Annotated in this window: 15 protein-coding genes; 5 read left to right on the top strand and 10 right to left on the bottom strand. The window is 71.2% G+C overall.

All coding sequences use genetic code 11. The features are described from left to right. The first annotated feature begins 10 nt into the window (after positions 1 to 10). Positions 11 to 943 carry a type I pantothenate kinase gene (gene coaA, locus BQ6202_RS01320; RefSeq protein WP_072312754.1) on the top strand — a complete coding sequence of 311 codons (933 nt, stop codon included), beginning with the start codon at positions 11 to 13 and terminating at the stop codon, positions 941 to 943. Positions 944 to 955: 12 nt separating this feature from the next. Here coaA and BQ6202_RS01315 read toward each other — a convergent pair whose 3' ends face one another. Beyond that, complete coding sequence (locus tag BQ6202_RS01315; protein WP_072312755.1) at positions 956 to 1,909, bottom strand: EamA family transporter; 954 nt, start codon at positions 1,907 to 1,909, stop codon at positions 956 to 958. Positions 1,910 to 2,011: 102 nt separating this feature from the next. Between BQ6202_RS01315 and BQ6202_RS01310 the strand changes: the two genes are divergently transcribed. Further along, positions 2,012 to 2,545, top strand: a complete 534-nt coding sequence (locus tag BQ6202_RS01310) for a CGNR zinc finger domain-containing protein (protein ID WP_143143605.1) — start codon at positions 2,012 to 2,014, stop codon at positions 2,543 to 2,545. 109 nt (positions 2,546 to 2,654) lie between these two features. Then, positions 2,655 to 4,025 (top strand): APC family permease, encoded by a 1,371-nt coding sequence (locus BQ6202_RS01305; protein WP_072312757.1) that lies wholly within the window; start codon positions 2,655 to 2,657, stop codon positions 4,023 to 4,025. A 69-nt stretch (positions 4,026 to 4,094) separates the two neighbouring features. Here BQ6202_RS01305 and glmM read toward each other — a convergent pair whose 3' ends face one another. The 4 genes from glmM to BQ6202_RS01285 all read right to left on the bottom strand — a co-directional run bounded on the left by glmM (position 4,095) and on the right by BQ6202_RS01285 (position 8,014). Then, entirely contained in the window at positions 4,095 to 5,447 is a 1,353-nt protein-coding gene (gene glmM / locus BQ6202_RS01300; RefSeq protein ID WP_072312758.1) for a phosphoglucosamine mutase, read from the bottom strand. Between the two features lie 3 nt (positions 5,448 to 5,450). Beyond that, entirely contained in the window at positions 5,451 to 5,930 is a 480-nt protein-coding gene (gene rpsI, locus BQ6202_RS01295; protein ID WP_072312759.1) for a 30S ribosomal protein S9, read from the bottom strand. A gap of 20 nt (positions 5,931 to 5,950) precedes the next feature. Further along, a complete protein-coding gene (gene rplM, locus BQ6202_RS01290; RefSeq protein ID WP_072312760.1) occupies positions 5,951 to 6,397 on the bottom strand; it encodes a 50S ribosomal protein L13 in 447 nt (148 codons plus the stop codon). A gap of 192 nt (positions 6,398 to 6,589) precedes the next feature. Next, a complete protein-coding gene (locus tag BQ6202_RS01285) occupies positions 6,590 to 8,014 on the bottom strand; it encodes a coiled-coil domain-containing protein (RefSeq protein ID WP_072312761.1) in 1,425 nt (474 codons plus the stop codon). Positions 8,015 to 8,121: 107 nt separating this feature from the next. Between BQ6202_RS01285 and BQ6202_RS01280 the strand changes: the two genes are divergently transcribed. After that, entirely contained in the window at positions 8,122 to 8,781 is a 660-nt protein-coding gene (locus BQ6202_RS01280; protein ID WP_072312762.1) for an HAD hydrolase-like protein, read from the top strand. Here BQ6202_RS01280 and truA read toward each other — a convergent pair. Further along, on the bottom strand, positions 8,771 to 9,583 hold the full coding sequence (truA, locus tag BQ6202_RS01275; protein ID WP_072312763.1) for a tRNA pseudouridine(38-40) synthase TruA: 813 nt from the start codon (positions 9,581 to 9,583) through the stop codon (positions 8,771 to 8,773). The genes BQ6202_RS01280 and truA overlap by 11 nt on opposite strands. Before the next feature lie 57 nt (positions 9,584 to 9,640). On the opposite strand from truA, the gene BQ6202_RS01270 reads away from it, so the two are divergent. After that, positions 9,641 to 11,422 carry a glycoside hydrolase family 15 protein gene (locus tag BQ6202_RS01270; RefSeq protein ID WP_072312764.1) on the top strand — a complete coding sequence of 594 codons (1,782 nt, stop codon included), beginning with the start codon at positions 9,641 to 9,643 and terminating at the stop codon, positions 11,420 to 11,422. Between the two features lie 83 nt (positions 11,423 to 11,505). Here the strand turns inward: BQ6202_RS01270 and rplQ are convergent, their stop codons facing one another. The 4 genes from rplQ to rpsM form a co-directional block, all read right to left on the bottom strand. After that, positions 11,506 to 12,159 (bottom strand): 50S ribosomal protein L17, encoded by a 654-nt coding sequence (gene rplQ, locus BQ6202_RS01265; protein ID WP_072312765.1) that lies wholly within the window; start codon positions 12,157 to 12,159, stop codon positions 11,506 to 11,508. Between the two features lie 36 nt (positions 12,160 to 12,195). Continuing rightward, positions 12,196 to 13,185, bottom strand: a complete 990-nt coding sequence (locus BQ6202_RS01260; RefSeq protein ID WP_072312766.1) for a DNA-directed RNA polymerase subunit alpha — start codon at positions 13,183 to 13,185, stop codon at positions 12,196 to 12,198. Between the two features lie 98 nt (positions 13,186 to 13,283). Beyond that, positions 13,284 to 13,682: a 30S ribosomal protein S11 gene (rpsK, locus tag BQ6202_RS01255; protein ID WP_072312767.1), complete on the bottom strand. Its 399-nt coding sequence runs from the start codon at positions 13,680 to 13,682 to the stop codon at positions 13,284 to 13,286. A 22-nt stretch (positions 13,683 to 13,704) separates the two neighbouring features. Then, on the bottom strand, positions 13,705 to 14,082 hold the full coding sequence (gene rpsM / locus BQ6202_RS01250) for a 30S ribosomal protein S13 (RefSeq protein WP_072312768.1): 378 nt from the start codon (positions 14,080 to 14,082) through the stop codon (positions 13,705 to 13,707). Positions 14,083 to 14,085 lie beyond the last annotated feature (3 nt).

Raw genomic sequence — 14,085 nt, 5'->3', positions numbered from 1 at the left:
GCTCCCACCCGTGTCACACCCCATCCAGTCGCCGTTCGTCGAGATCGAGCGGGCCGACTGGGCTCGCCTCTCGCCGCGCACCCCGAACCCGCTCACCGAGGATGAGGTGCGCAGGCTCCGCGGTCTCGGCGACCGGCTCGAGCTGCGCGAGGTGGCAGAGGTCTACCTGCCGCTGTCGCGGCTCGTGAGCCTTTACCAGGAGTCGGCCGCGCGCCTCCACCGCGACACCTACGGCTTCCTGGGCGCGACCGCGCATCCGACCCCCTTCGTCATCGGCGTGGCCGGCTCGGTCGCGGTCGGCAAGTCGACCACGGCCCGGCTGCTCGAGGAGCTGCTGCGGCGCTGGGAGGGCTCGCCCCGCGTCGAGCTCATCACCACGGACGGCTTCCTGCACCCGAACCGCGTGCTCGAGGAGCGCGGGCTGATGGAGCGCAAGGGCTTCCCCGAGTCCTACGACCGACGAGCGCTGCTGGGCTTCGTCTCGCGGGTGAAGTCGGGCGAGGCCGAGGTGCGGGCTCCGGTCTACTCCCACCTCACGTACGACATCGTGCCGGGCGACGAGATCGTGGTGCGCCGGCCCGACATCCTGATCGTCGAGGGCCTCAACGTGCTGCAGCCGCCGCCCGCGGGCTCGCACCTGGCCGTCAGCGACCTGTTCGACTTCTCGATCTACGTGGATGCGCGCACGAGCGCGATCAGGGAGTGGTACATCGACCGCTTCTGGGCGCTCAAGCAGAGCGCGTTCCAGGATCCGCAGTCGTACTTCCACCGCTTCGCGGACATGTCTCGCGAGCGCGCGCGGATCCACTCGGAGGACATCTGGGACTCGATCAACGGCCCGAACCTCGTCGAACACATCCTGCCGACGAGGCCGCGGGCCGACCTCGTGCTGCGCAAGGCCGACGACCACACCATCCGCTCGGTCCTGCTCCGGAAGCTGTGATCGCGACGGCCCCTAGGCTGGCGGGATCCCTCCGACGGTAGCGGGCCCGCGCGTCCGCCGCGGCCTCCCGACCTGCCCGAGCCGCACGAGCAGCACGCCCGCGATGATCGCCGCGGCGCCTGCCCACTGCATCCCCGTCGGGAGGATGGCGAGCAGCAGCGCGGTCCAGAGGATGCCGAACATCGGCTCCGAGTAGCCGACGAAGCTCGCGAGGGTCGCGCCGAGCCGCCGCGCGCCGAGGATGCCGAGCACGTACGAGAAGGCGGTCGCGAGCAGCACGAGCATCAGCATCGCCGCCCACCACGGCACCGTCGCGCCCGCGAGCACCACCGGCGAGGCGTTGGCGGCGAAGGGCAGCAGCCCGGTCGCCGAGGCGAGCCCGAGCACGACCGCGCCCACGATGAGGCCGAGCCCGGCGAGCGCGATGGGCGGCAGCTCCGAGTCGGCCTTGGAGGCGGCGGACCAGTAGCCGGCGTTGCCGACGGCTGCGCCGAGGGCGAGCAGCACCCCGAGCGGGTGGAGCGCTTCGCCGCCGATGCCGGAGACGAGCCCGAGGCCGATGAGCGCCACACCGGCGCCCGCCAGCGTGAGCATCGCGGGCGCCCGGCGAGTGGTCGCCCAGGTGAAGAAGACGAGCAGCACCGGGCCGAGGAACTCGATCAGCAGGGCGAGCGAGGGATCGATGTAGGCGACCGCGGCGAAGAACGCGAGCTGGCAGACAGCGACGGCCAGCACGCCGAGCACCACCACCTCCTTCCACGACCGCAGCACCGCATCCCACCTGCCGCGCAGCAGCAGCAGGGTGGGCGCGAGGAGCACGAGCGCGCCACCGCCGATGCGCAGGAGCGTGACCGCGCCAGCGCTCCAGCCTGCGTCGAGGAGCGCGGACGCGAAGATGCCCGAGAGCGCGAAGGAGGCCGCGCTCGCGAGCGCGAGCGCGAGGCCGACGGGGCGACGAGACGGCATGGTGACCCGCTACTGAGGACGACTACGATCGTGCTCACCACGTCGGGGCACGTTGTCACGACCGTATGGCTTGACGGCCATGAGCACAACCGAGGACGATCCGTGACGCTTCCCCACCCCCGAGAGCTCGTGCGCACCCTGGAGTTCACCGCCGCGCTGTGCAATCGGCGCCGCGAGGGAGCGCTCGACACCGTCGCGGCGCTGAAGGCGATGTGCGCCGACTACCGCTTCCCGGGCGCGAGCGGTGCGACGAGGGCGGATGCGGCGGCCGCCTGGGCGCACCTGCGCACCCTCGAGGCGATGTGGGACGCGGATCGAGACGAGATCGCAGCCACGGCGAACCGGGTCTTCAAGCAGTGCGACGCCCGCCCGCACCTCGTGCGCCACGACGACTTCGACTGGCACCTGCACGGGCTGCCGGCGGGCGCGCCGATCGCTGACGCGATCGCCGTGAACGCGGCCATGGCCCTCGCGGATCTCGTGCGCACCGAGGACACCGCCCGGCTCAAGCGCTGCAGCGACGATCGCTGCCTCCGGATGTTCTTCGACCTCTCGCGCAACCGCTCTCGACGCTTCTGCTCCACGACGTGCCAGTCGCGCACCAACGTCGCCGCCTTCCGGGCCAGGCAGGCCTGACGCCGCGGGGCCCGGCTGCGCGGTGGGTTCGGCACGCTCACGGCCCGGGTCGCGAACCTGTGGAATCGATAGGCGCGCGCTCAGCGAAGCCGTGCCACTCTTAGCGACTATGGCGCAGTCCACAGTCGCAGAACCATCGCCCTCCGGCACGAAGCTCAAGCGCGGGATCACCACCCTCCTGCTCTTCTTCTTCATCGTCGGTGACACGCTCGGCGCAGGCATCTACACACTCGTCGGCACCATCGCGCAGGACGTCGGCGGCGTCATCTGGCTCCCGCTCGGCCTCGCGCTCATCCTGGCGCTGCTGACCGCTGGCACCTACGCCGAGCTGATCACGAAGTACCCGCACGCGGGTGGCGCGGCCAGGTTCGCCGAGCGCGCGTTCAACAAGCCCTTCGTGACCTTCCTCATCGGCTTCCTCATGCTGTCGTCGGGCATCACGACCTCCGCCGCACTGGCCAACGCGTTCGCCGGCGACTACCTGCAGGCGCTGGTGCCGGGCATCCCGACCATCCCGGTCGCGATCGGCTTCATCGCGCTGCTCGTCATCATCAACCTGCGCGGCGTGCGAGAGTCGCTCATCGCCAACGTCGGCGCGACCGTGATCGAGATGACCGGTCTCATCATCATCATCGCGGTCGCCGCGATCGTGTTCGGCTCCGGCGGCGGCGACCCCTCTCGCCTCACGACCTTCGCCGAGGGCGTGCCGCCCATGACGGGCGCGTTCGCAGCCACCATCACCGCCTTCTTCTCGTTCCTCGGCTTCGAGGCTGCGGCGAACATGGCCGAGGAGGTCAAGGACCCCAGCCGCTCCTACCCCCGCGCGCTCTTCGGCGCGATCCTCACCGCGGCGGTCGTCTACCTGGCCATCGCGCTGGGCGCGGCGATCGTGGTGCCGCTCGACCAGCTCGCCAACTCCGAGGGTCCGCTGCTCGAGGTCATCGAGGCCTCCGGCCTCGCCTTCCCGCCGTGGCTCTTCGCCATCATCGCGCTGGTCGCGATCGGCAACGGCGCCCTGCTGTTCATGGTGATGGCATCGCGCGCCACCTACGGCCTGGCCGAGGCCAAGCTGCTGCCGCGCGCCTTCGGCGCGGTGCTCCCGAAGCGCCGCACGCCGTGGGTCTCGATCGTCGTGGTCGGCGTCGTGACGATGGCGATGTCCTTCGTCGGCGACGTCGGCACGCTCGCCGACACCACCGTGCTGCTGCTCGTGCTCGTGTTCATCTCGGCGAACATCTCGGTGCTCGTGCTGAAGAAGGACAAGGTGGCGCACAAGCACTTCACGGCGCCCCGCATCGTCTCGGTGCTCGCGCTCATCGCCTCGGTGGCGCTGCTCACGCAGCAGAGCCTCCAGACCTGGCTGATCGCCGGGTGCTACGTGGTGGTCGGCAGCGTGCTGTTCATCATCGCTCGCGTCGCGCGGCAGCGCGCGATCCGCGCCGGCACCAACGAGCCGACGCGCAGCATCCCGCTCGAGTGATGCACGCAGCGAGAGGGGCGGGGATCCAGTGGATCCCCGCCCCTCTCGTCGTTCGCTGCGAAGTCGTGCTCAGGCGCTGACGCTCAGCTCAGCTCGCACGAGGTCGGCGAGCTCGTCGGCGATGGTCTCGGCGATGTGCTGCTCGGAGGCCTCGACCATGACGCGCACGATCTTCTCGGTGCCCGAGGGGCGCAGCAGCACGCGGCCCTGCTCACCGAGCTCAGCCTCCGCGCGCGCGACGGCGTCGGCGATCGGCTGGTTGCCGCGAAGGCCGAGCCTGTCGACGCCGGTGACGTTGATGAGCACCTGCGGGAAGACCTGCATCACCGCGGCCAGCTCGCTGAGCGACTTGCCGGTGCGCGCCATCTCTGCGGCGATCTGCAGGCCGGTGAGGATCCCGTCGCCCGTGGTGGCGTGCGCCGAGAAGATGATGTGGCCCGACTGCTCGCCGCCGAGCGAGAGGTCGTACTCACGGAGCGCTTCGAGCACGTAGCGGTCGCCGACGGCCGTCTGGACGAGCGAGATGTCGTGCTCGTCCATCGCGACCTTCAGCCCCAGGTTCGACATCACGGTCGCGACGAGGGTGTCGTCGGCCAGCAGGCCGCGCCGCTTGGTCGCGACGGCGAGGATCGCCATGATCTGGTCGCCGTCGACGACGGTGCCCTGCGCGTCGATCGCCAGGCAGCGGTCGGCGTCGCCATCGTGGGCGATGCCGAGGTCGGCGCCCGACGAGACGACGAGCTCGCGCAGCTGCTCGAGGTGGGTCGAGCCGACCTCGCGGTTGATGTTGATGCCGTCGGGGTCGTTGCCCATCACGGTCACCCGTGCCCCGGCGTCGGCGAAGGCCTGCGGGCTCACGCCCGCAGCCGCCCCGTGCGCGCAGTCGAGCGCGACGTGCAGCCCCTCGAGGCTGACGTCGAGCGTGCCGAGCAGGTGCACGAGGTAGCGGTCCTCGGCGTCGGCGAAGCGACGGATGGTGCCGACCTCGCTGCCGATCGGGCGCAGCGGAGGCCCGCCGAGCGCCGTCTCGATCTCGTCCTCGACCGCGTCGGGCAGCTTGCGGCCGCCCGTCGCGAAGAACTTGATGCCGTTGTCCGGCGCCGGGTTGTGCGAAGCCGAGACCATGACGCCGAAGTCGGCGTGGATGCTCGCCACCAGGTAGGCGGCGGCCGGCGTCGGGATCACCCCGGCGTCGAGCACGTCGACACCGCTCGAGGCGAGGCCCGCCGAGACGGCGGCGGCGATGAACTCACCCGACACGCGCGGATCGCGCGCGACGACGGCAACAGGGCGCCGCCCATCCTGCCGGGCGTGACGCCCGAGCACGAGAGCGGCGCCCTGTGCGAGCGCCATCGCCGATTCCGCCGTGATGTCGAGGCCTGCCAGACCCCGAACCCCATCCGTGCCGAACAGGCGCGACATGGATCAGCGCTTCGAGTACTGCGGCGCCTTGCGAGCCTTCTTGAGGCCGGCCTTCTTGCGCTCGATGACGCGAGCGTCGCGCGAGAGGAATCCGGCCTTCTTGAGCTCCGGGCGGTTGTTCTCGACGTCGATCTCGTTGAGCGCACGAGCGATGCCGAGACGCAGCGCGCCGGCCTGGCCCGAGGGGCCGCCGCCCGAGATGCGGGCGATCACGTCGTAGCTGCCCGTGAGCTCGAGGAGCGTGAACGGGTCGTTGATCAGCTGCTGGTGCAGCTTGTTCGGGAAGTAGTCCTCGAGCGAGCGGCCGTTCACGGTGAACGAGCCGGAGCCGGGGCTCAGGCGCACGCGGGCGATGGCCTGCTTGCGACGGCCGACGGCCTGGCCGCCGATGTTGACGACGCGGGGCGCCTTGGGAGCCTCAGCTGCCGGCGTCTCGGTCGAGAAGCTCTCGGGAGCCTCGATGGAGTCTGCGATCTTCGCCATGTCTGGTGTCTCCTCGCGCCCTACTGGGCGACCTGGTCGAACGTGTAGGGGGTCGGCTGCTGCGCCGCGTGCGGGTGCTCGGGGCCTGCGTAGACCTTGAGCTTCTTGATCTGAGCGCGGCCGAGCGAGTTCTTCGGCAGCATGCCGCGGATCGCCTTCTCGACGGTGCGCACAGGCCAGCGCTCGAGCATCTCTGCGTAGTTGGTGGCCTTGAGGCCGCCCGGGTAGCCCGAGTGGCGGTAGGCGACCTTCTTGAGCAGCTTCTGGCCCGTGAGCGCCACCTTGTCGGCGTTCACGATGATGACGAAGTCGCCCATGTCCATGTGGGGGGCGAACGTCGGCTTGTGCTTGCCGCGGAGCATGGCAGCCGCGTGGCTTGCCAGGCGGCCGAGCACCACGTCGGTGGCGTCGATGACGATCCAGTTGTGCTGGACGTCCGCCGCCTTGGGCGAATACGTGCGAGTCATTGATGCCTCACTGATCGAATGGATGGTCGTGAATCCCACTCCGAGGTGTTCTGCTCGCGATGCGGCGAGAACGATCCGGTGGAGGGCTCATTCGGGCACGCGCAGGCTGCACGCACCAAGGATCGAGCATACTCGCGCGGAACCGCGGCGGTCAAGCCCCGAACCACGGCGATCCGGGTCCGAGGGGCGGGATCAGCGGTCGATCGAGGGGTCGTAGGCCTCGTCATCCTCGTGCCACACGACCTCGATGACCTCCTCGCGCGTCGCCGGCTCCTCGACCGGCTCGCCCTCGAGCGCCTGGTCGACCTGCAGGGTGAGATCGGCGAGCGGATCCTCGTCAGCGGCGGATGCGCTGTGCGAGTCGGGGACGACGACGCGGTCCTCGGCGGCCACAGCGGGCACGCCCGCCCCTGCCGGCTCCTCCCCCGAGCGCTGCCCGTCGGGGGCCGCCGCGCCGGGCGTCGCAGCGCCCGCCGCGCCCGCGGAGGACCAGGTGCGCGGGTCGGCGGCGTCCGCGACGTGCATGAGCGACTGCACCTCCGCCATGAAGCCGTTCAGCTGCGTCTGCTGGTAGCGCAGCGACCGCGTGCGGTCCTCGGCATCGCGCAGCACATCCTTCGTGTGCTTCGTCACCGCGTCGACGATGGCCTGCGAGCGCTGCCGCGCCTCGTCGAGCATCGACGACGCGCGCGCCTTCGCGCTCGCCTCGATCTGCGCCGCCTGCGCCTTCGACAGCTGCTCGTAGGCCTCCGACTGCTCGGCGACGTGCGTGGCGTGCGCGAGCGCCGACGCGACCTTCTCGTTGGCGTCGGCCGTGATGCGCTCCGCGTGCGCGACCGCCTGGCTGTGCAGGCGCAGGAACTCCTGCTGCGCGTCGTCCTGGCGGCGCGTGATCGCGGCGTCGAGCTCGATCCGCCGCGCCTTCGCCTCGCGCACGATGCGGTCGGCGTCGAGCTTCAGGTCGTCGGTCTCGCGCTGCACCTGCGCGCGCATCGCGGCGGCTGCGCGCTCGGCCTCGCCCAGCAGCACCTGCGCCTCGCGGTCGGCCTGCGACACCTTCTCGCCCAGCGAGCCGAGCTCGATCTCGACGCGCGCCCGGTGGGCGGTCTGCTCGGTCTCGCTGCGGCGGCGGGTGAGCTCCGCCTCGTGCTGCGCCTCCTGCAGCACGCGAGCCGCCTCCTCCTGCGCATCCCGGCGGATGCGGTCGCGCTCCTCGTTGGCGTCGTCGAGGATCCGCTCCGATGCGTTCGACGCGTTCGTGACGAGCGTCGAGGCCTGATCCTCGGCGACCCGCAGGATCTCGGCGAAGCGCACGCGTGTCTGCCGGCCCTCCTCCGCATCCCCCGCATCCGTCGCCTCGTCGTCGCCCTCCTCGTCGAGGGTCTGCACCTGCTGCGCGAGGCGCAGCATGCGGGCCTCTGCCTGATCGGCGCGCGCGATGGCCGCGTCGAGGTCCTCGGAGAGGTGCTGGATGCGCGCCTCGGTCGCGATCGCCGCGGCCGAGCTCGCCTGCTCGGCCTGGTCGAGCTCCGCCCGCAGCCCTGCGAGGGCGCCGTCGACCTGCTCGCGGTCGTAGCCGCGGAAGACCTGGTCGAATGCGGGCTGCTGCTCTGACACGTCGTGACCTCCGGCTCGTCGCCGCGCTCCCCGTCGGCGGCGTCCAGTCTAAGCCGCGGGCGAAAGGCCTGGCCAGGCCGATCAGACATCTGGGACGATGGAGGGACATGAATCCCAGCGGCATCATCTTCGACCTCGACGGCACCCTCACCGACTCCAAGCGCGGCCTGCTCGCCAGCCTGCGGCACATGCACGACGCGGTCGGGTGGGAGCAGCCGACGGAGGACGTGCTGCTGCGCTGGCTCGGCCCGCCGCTCGTGACGGTGCTCGCCGAGGAGGGGCGCACCCCCGACGAGATCGACACGGCGCTCCTCGCCTTCCGGCGCAGGATGGCCGACGGCGGCCTCGTCGACTCCACGCTCTACCCGGGCATCGCGCAGCTCATCGCCGAGCTCGACGAGCGAGGCACGCCGCTCGCGGTGGCGACCCACAAGATCCAGCGCGACGCGGAGGCGGTCGTCGAGCACTACGCGCTGCGCCCGCGCTTCCGCGGCGTGCACGGGCGCCTCGACGGCGAGGCCGGCCACTCCAAGGCCGAGGTCATCGCCCGCGCCGCGGCGTCGATCGACCTGCCGCACGCGCAGCTCGTCATGGTCGGCGACCGGGTGAACGACATCGCCTCTGCGCACGAGCTCGGCATGCCCTCGATCGGCGTCGCCTACGGCTACGGCGGGCGCGACGAGCTCGAGGCGGCAGGCGCGACCCGTGTGGTCGACTCCGTCGACGAGCTCGCGGCACTGCTGGCCGGCGAGCGCGTCAGCGGCTGAGGTCGGATGCGCTGCGGCGCGCTCTGGCGCGCTCGGCCTGCAGCGCGAGCTCGGCGTCGGGCGGATAGCCCACCGCCACGAGCGTGAGGCCGTGCGCCGGCATGAGCCCCGTGAGCGCTGAGCGCCGCCGCTCCTCCAGGAGCGCGATCGCCTGCGCGAGCCCGAGCCTGCCCTCCCCCACCCGCACGCACGCGGCGACGAGCGCGCGCACCATCGAGTGGCAGAACGCGTCGGCGGTGAGCGAGGCCGTCAGCACCTCGCCCTCCTCCGCCCACGCGAACGCGCGCAGATCCCGGATCGTCGTCGCACCCTCGCGCGGCTTGCAGAACGCCGCGAAGTCGCGCAGCCCGACGAGTGCTGCCGCCGCTCGCCGCATCGCCTCGACGTCGAGCGCCTGCGGCACGTGCGCCGCGGTGCGCCGCTCGAGCGGGTCACCGGCGGGGCTCGCGACGATCCGGTAGCGGTAGGAGCGCGAGACGGCCGAGAAGCGGGCATCGAACCCCTCTGGCGCCGCGCCCACCTGCCGCACCACGAGGTCACCCTCCGGCGCCGCGAGCCTCGACAGCCGGCGCGCGAGCTGCGGCACGATCGCGATGCGCTCCGGCACGTCTGCGTGGGCCACCTGACCGCTCGCGTGCACCCCCGCATCCGTGCGCCCCGCGACCGTCACCCGCACCGGCTCGCGCGCGATCGTCGACAGCGCCCGCTCGAGCTCGCCCTGGCAGGTGCGGAGCCCCGGCTGCACCGCCCAGCCGGCGAACCCGCCGCCATCGTAGGCGAGGTCGAGGCGCATGCGAGGCATGCCGCAAGCCTATTGATGCGGAGACTGCGCCCAGCCCGCGCGGCTAGCCTCGCCGGGATGCCTACTCCCACTCCCATCGAGGACTACGCCCTGATCGGCGACCGCACCACCGCTGCGCTCGTCGGTCGCGATGGCTCGATCGACTGGCTCTGCCTGCCGCACTTCGACTCCCCCGCGTGCTTCGCCGCACTGCTCGGCGACCGCGAGCACGGCCACTGGCGCATCGGCCCCATCGGGCCGGCGACGTCGACCCGCCGCTACCTGCCCGGCAGCCTCGTGCTCGAGACGACGCACGAGACGCCGACCGGCACGGTGACGGTGACGGATGCGATGCCCACGGGTGATGGGCGCGCCGACGTCGTGCGCGTCATCACCGGCGTCAGCGGCGAGGTCGAGCTCGAGCAGAGCCTCGTGGTGCGCTTCGGCTACGGCAGCGTGCCGCCCTGGTTCCGCCGCATGGAGGAGGACGGCGCCGAGATCCTCGTCGCCATCGCCGGCCCGGACCGCCTGGTGCTGCGCGGGCCGCAGCTGCCCCTCGCCGACGACCACCGCCACCGCTCGAGCTTCACCGTGCGCGAGGGCGACCGCGTCGTGCTCGACCTGGCCTGGCAGCACTCCTGGCTGCCGCTCGCTGCGCCGGTGGGAGAGTCCGAGATCGTCGCGACCACCATCGCCGAGTCGTCCGAGTGGCTGCGCGCCCTCGAGTACGACGGCCCCTACCTCGAGGCGGTGCGCACGAGCGTGCTCGTGCTGCGCGCGCTCACCGACGAGGTCACTGGCGGCATCCTGGCGGCGCCGACGACCTCGCTGCCGGAGGACCCCGGTGGCGAGCGCAACTGGGACTACCGCTTCACGTGGCTGCGCGACGCATCCCTCACCGTCGACGCGATGCTCGCGGTGCGCCTGAGCGGCAAGGTCGCGCTGTGGCGCGACTGGCTGCTGCGCGCGATCGCCGGCGACCCGCAGGACATGCGGATCATGTATCGCCGCGACGGCGGCCGCGAGCTGCCCGAGCTCGAGCTCGACCACCTCCCGGGGTACGGCGGCGCCCGGCCGGTGCGCGTCGGCAACGGCGCGGCGGAGCAGCGCCAGCACGACGTGCTGGGGCAGCTGATGCTGACACTGCAGCGTCTGCGGCAGCTCGGCCTCGACGACTCCCAGGACTCCTGGAACATGCAGCGCGCGCTCCTCAACGAGCTCGCCACGCACTGGCAGAAGCCCGACCAGGGTTTGTGGGAGATGCGCGGCGAGCCGCAGATGTTCACCCACTCGCGCGCGATGATGTGGGCCGCCTTCGACTGCGGCGTGCGAGCCGTCGAGCAGGACGGCTGCCATGCCGACACCGAGCAGTGGATCCAGATCAGGGATGCGCTGCGCGAGGAGGTGCTGACGCGCGGCTTCGACGAGACCACCGGCTCGTTCCGACAGCACTACGCCACCAGCGAGGTGGATGCCTCGCTGCTGCAGCTCCCGACCATCGGCATCGTCGCGGCCGACGATCCGCGCTTCCTCGGCACCATCGCTCGCATCGAGCAGGAGCTGCTCGTCGACGGCATCCCGCTGCGCTACCGCACGACGGGTGTCGACGGGCTCTCCGGCGACGAGCACCCGTTCGTCCTGTGCGGCTTCTGGCTCGTCACCGCCTACGCTCAGGCGGGCCGGCTCGACGACGCGACCGCGCTCATGGATCGCCTGGTGGCGCTCAGCAACGACGTGGGTCTCTTCGCCGAGGAGGTCGACCCGGCCACCGGCCACCACTGGGGCAACTTCCCGCAGGCCTTCTCGCACCTGGGCTTGGTGCTCGCGGCGACCGAGATCGCCAAGGCCTCAGCCGCCTGATCCGGTGCGCGGTCCGCGACCGGACGCGACACGACGAAGGGGCTCCGCGCGATGCGGAGCCCCTTCGTCGTCAGGCGACGTGCTTACTTGCCGTCGCGCTGCGTGTTCTCGGTCGAGGCAGCCTGGGTCGCGGCGTCCTGCGCCACGTCCTGTGCCTCTGCGGCCTCGGCGTTCGCGGCCTCGGCAGCGGCCTCGTCGGCCGCGACCTCTGCCTCGGGCGCCTGCTCGGTGACCTCGGTCTCCGTGGCCTCCGTCTCAGCCTCGGGCGCCTCGGTCTCCTCGACCTCGGCGTCAGCGGCCGTGGCCTCAGCGGCCTCCTGGTCGGCAGCAGCCGACTGCGCAGCAGCGGCGGCCTTCGACTTCGACGCCTTCTTCTGCACCGGCTCGAGCACGAGCTCGATCTGCGCCATGGGGGCGTTGTCGCCCTTGCGGAAGCCGAGCTTCGTGATGCGGGTGTAGCCGCCCTCGCGCTCGGCGACGAGCGGAGCGATCTCGGTGAAGAGCTCGTGCACGACGCCCTTGTCGCCGATCACGGCGAGCACGCGACGACGAGCGTGCAGGTCGCCGCGCTTGGCGAAGGTGACGAGGCGCTCAGCGATCGGGCGGAGGCGCTTGGCCTTCGTCTCGGTCGTCTTGATCGACTTGTGCGTGAAGAGCGCAGCCGCGAGGTTCGCGAGCAGCAGGCGCTCGTGCGCAGGACCGCCTCCGAGGCGGGGACCCTTGGTGGGCTTGGGCATGGTTCGTATCCCTCTAGTTCTTCAGTCGGCCCGCGTTCAGCGAGCGTCCTCGTCGTAACCGCTGTAGAAGTGGGCGCCGTCGAAGCCGGGCACCGCGTCCTTGAGGGACAGGCCGAGCTCGACGAGCTTGTCCTTGACCTCGTCGACCGACTTCTGGCCGAAGTTGCGGATGTTCATCAGCTGCGTCTCGCTCAGCGCCACCAGCTCGGACACCGTGTTGATGCCCTCGCGCTTGAGGCAGTTGTACGAGCGCACGGACAGGTCGAGCTCCTCGATCGGGGTCGCGAGCTCGCCGGAGCCGATGGCCTCGGCCGGAGCCTGACCAATCTCGATGCCCTCGGCCTCGGCGTTCAGGTCGCGCGTCAGGCCGAACAGCTCGACGAGCGTGCGGCCGGCCGAAGCGATGGCGTCGCGCGGCGTGATCGACGGCTTCGCCTCCACGTCGACGACGAGCGAGTCGAAGTCGGTCCGCTCACCGGCACGCGTCGCCTCGACGCGGTAGGTGACCTTGAGCACGGGCGAGTAGATCGAGTCGATCGGGATGACGCCGGCCTCGGCGAACTCGTCGCGGTTCTGCGCTGCAGAGACGTAGCCGCGGCCGCGCTCGATCGTGAGCTCCAGCTGCAGCTTCGCCGAGTCGTTCAGCGTCGCGAGCACGAGCTCGGGGTTGTGGAGCTCGACACCGGCCGGAGCCGTGATGTCGGCGGCCGTCACCGTGCCCGCGCCCTGGCGCGAGAGGTAGGCGACGACGGGCTCGTCGTGCTCGGACGAGACGACGAGGCGCTTGATGTTCAGGATGATCTCGGTGACGTCCTCCTTGACACCGGCGATCGTCGAGAACTCGTGGAGCACGCCGTCCAGGCGGATGCTGGTGACAGCAGCGCCGGGGATCGACGAGAGGAGGGTGCGGCGGAGCGAGTTGCCGAGGGTGTAGCCGAAGCCAGGCTCGAGCGGCTCGATCGTGAACCGCGAGCGGTGCTCGGAGACGATCTCCTCGGTGACAGTGGGGCGCTGGGCGATCAGCACGTGTCGGTTCCTTTCGGTCGCGAGTCCGCTATATGACTCGCGTGTTCAATGACGGCGGATGGCCGGGCAGGGGTGAGCCCCCTGCCCGGCGGGAACGACTAGTTGCGGCGCGGCTTCGGCGGGCGAACGCCGTTGTGGGCCTGCGGCGTCACGTCGTGGATCGCGCCGATCTCGAGGCCAGCGGCCTGGAGCGAGCGGATCGCCGTCTCACGGCCCGAGCCTGCGCCCTTGACGAAGACGTCGACCTTCTTCATGCCGTGGTCCTGCGCCTGGCGAGCGGCCGACTCGGCGGCGAGCTGAGCGGCATACGGGGTCGACTTGCGCGAGCCCTTCATGCCGACGCCGCCACCCGAGACCTGCGAGACGACGGCCCCGGTGGTGTCGGTGATCGAGACGATCGTGTTGTTGAACGTCGACTTGATGTGGGCGTGGCCCACGGCGATGTTCTTCTTGTCCTTCTTGCGCGGCTTGCGGACCGCGGACTTGGGAGCTGCCATGTTGTTCTACCCTCCACGCGGCCTAGCGGCCGGCCTTCTTCTTGCCGGCGACCGTCTGCTTCTTGCCCTTGCGGGTGCGCGCGTTCGTCTTGGTGCGCTGGCCGCGGACGGGGAGGCCGCGGCGGTGGCGGATGCCCTCGTACGAGCCGATCTCGACCTTGCGACGGATGTCGGCGGTCACCTCGCGGCGGAGGTCGCCCTCCACCTTGAACGTGCCCTCGATGTGGTCGCGGAGCGTGACGAGCTGCTCGTCCGTGAGGTCCTTGACGCGAGTGTTGCGGTCGATGCCGGTGGCCTCGAGCGTCTGGATCGACCGGGTGCGGCCGACGCCGAAGATGTACGTCAGTGCGATCTCCACGCGCTTCTCGCGCGGGATGTCGACACCTGCGATGCGTGCCATCGT

The organism is Agrococcus sp. Marseille-P2731 (assembly GCF_900117395.1).
GTDB lineage: Bacteria > Actinomycetota > Actinomycetes > Actinomycetales > Microbacteriaceae > Agrococcus.
This window is presented reverse-complemented; position numbering and strand designations above follow the sequence as displayed.

Coding starts and splice junctions, on each gene's coding strand:
- rpsI (WP_072312759.1), bottom strand. CDS start 5,930: ATGGCGAAGATCGCAGACTCCATCGAGGCTCCCGAGAGCTTCTCGACC.
- BQ6202_RS01305 (WP_072312757.1), top strand. CDS start 2,655: ATGGCGCAGTCCACAGTCGCAGAACCATCGCCCTCCGGCACGAAGCTC.
- BQ6202_RS01315 (WP_072312755.1), bottom strand. CDS start 1,909: ATGCCGTCTCGTCGCCCCGTCGGCCTCGCGCTCGCGCTCGCGAGCGCG.
- rplQ (WP_072312765.1), bottom strand. CDS start 12,159: ATGCCCAAGCCCACCAAGGGTCCCCGCCTCGGAGGCGGTCCTGCGCAC.
- rpsK (WP_072312767.1), bottom strand. CDS start 13,682: ATGGCAGCTCCCAAGTCCGCGGTCCGCAAGCCGCGCAAGAAGGACAAG.
- glmM (WP_072312758.1), bottom strand. CDS start 5,447: ATGTCGCGCCTGTTCGGCACGGATGGGGTTCGGGGTCTGGCAGGCCTC.
- BQ6202_RS01280 (WP_072312762.1), top strand. CDS start 8,122: ATGAATCCCAGCGGCATCATCTTCGACCTCGACGGCACCCTCACCGAC.
- truA (WP_072312763.1), bottom strand. CDS start 9,583: ATGCCTCGCATGCGCCTCGACCTCGCCTACGATGGCGGCGGGTTCGCC.
- rpsM (WP_072312768.1), bottom strand. CDS start 14,082: ATGGCACGCATCGCAGGTGTCGACATCCCGCGCGAGAAGCGCGTGGAG.
- BQ6202_RS01270 (WP_072312764.1), top strand. CDS start 9,641: ATGCCTACTCCCACTCCCATCGAGGACTACGCCCTGATCGGCGACCGC.
- rplM (WP_072312760.1), bottom strand. CDS start 6,397: ATGACTCGCACGTATTCGCCCAAGGCGGCGGACGTCCAGCACAACTGG.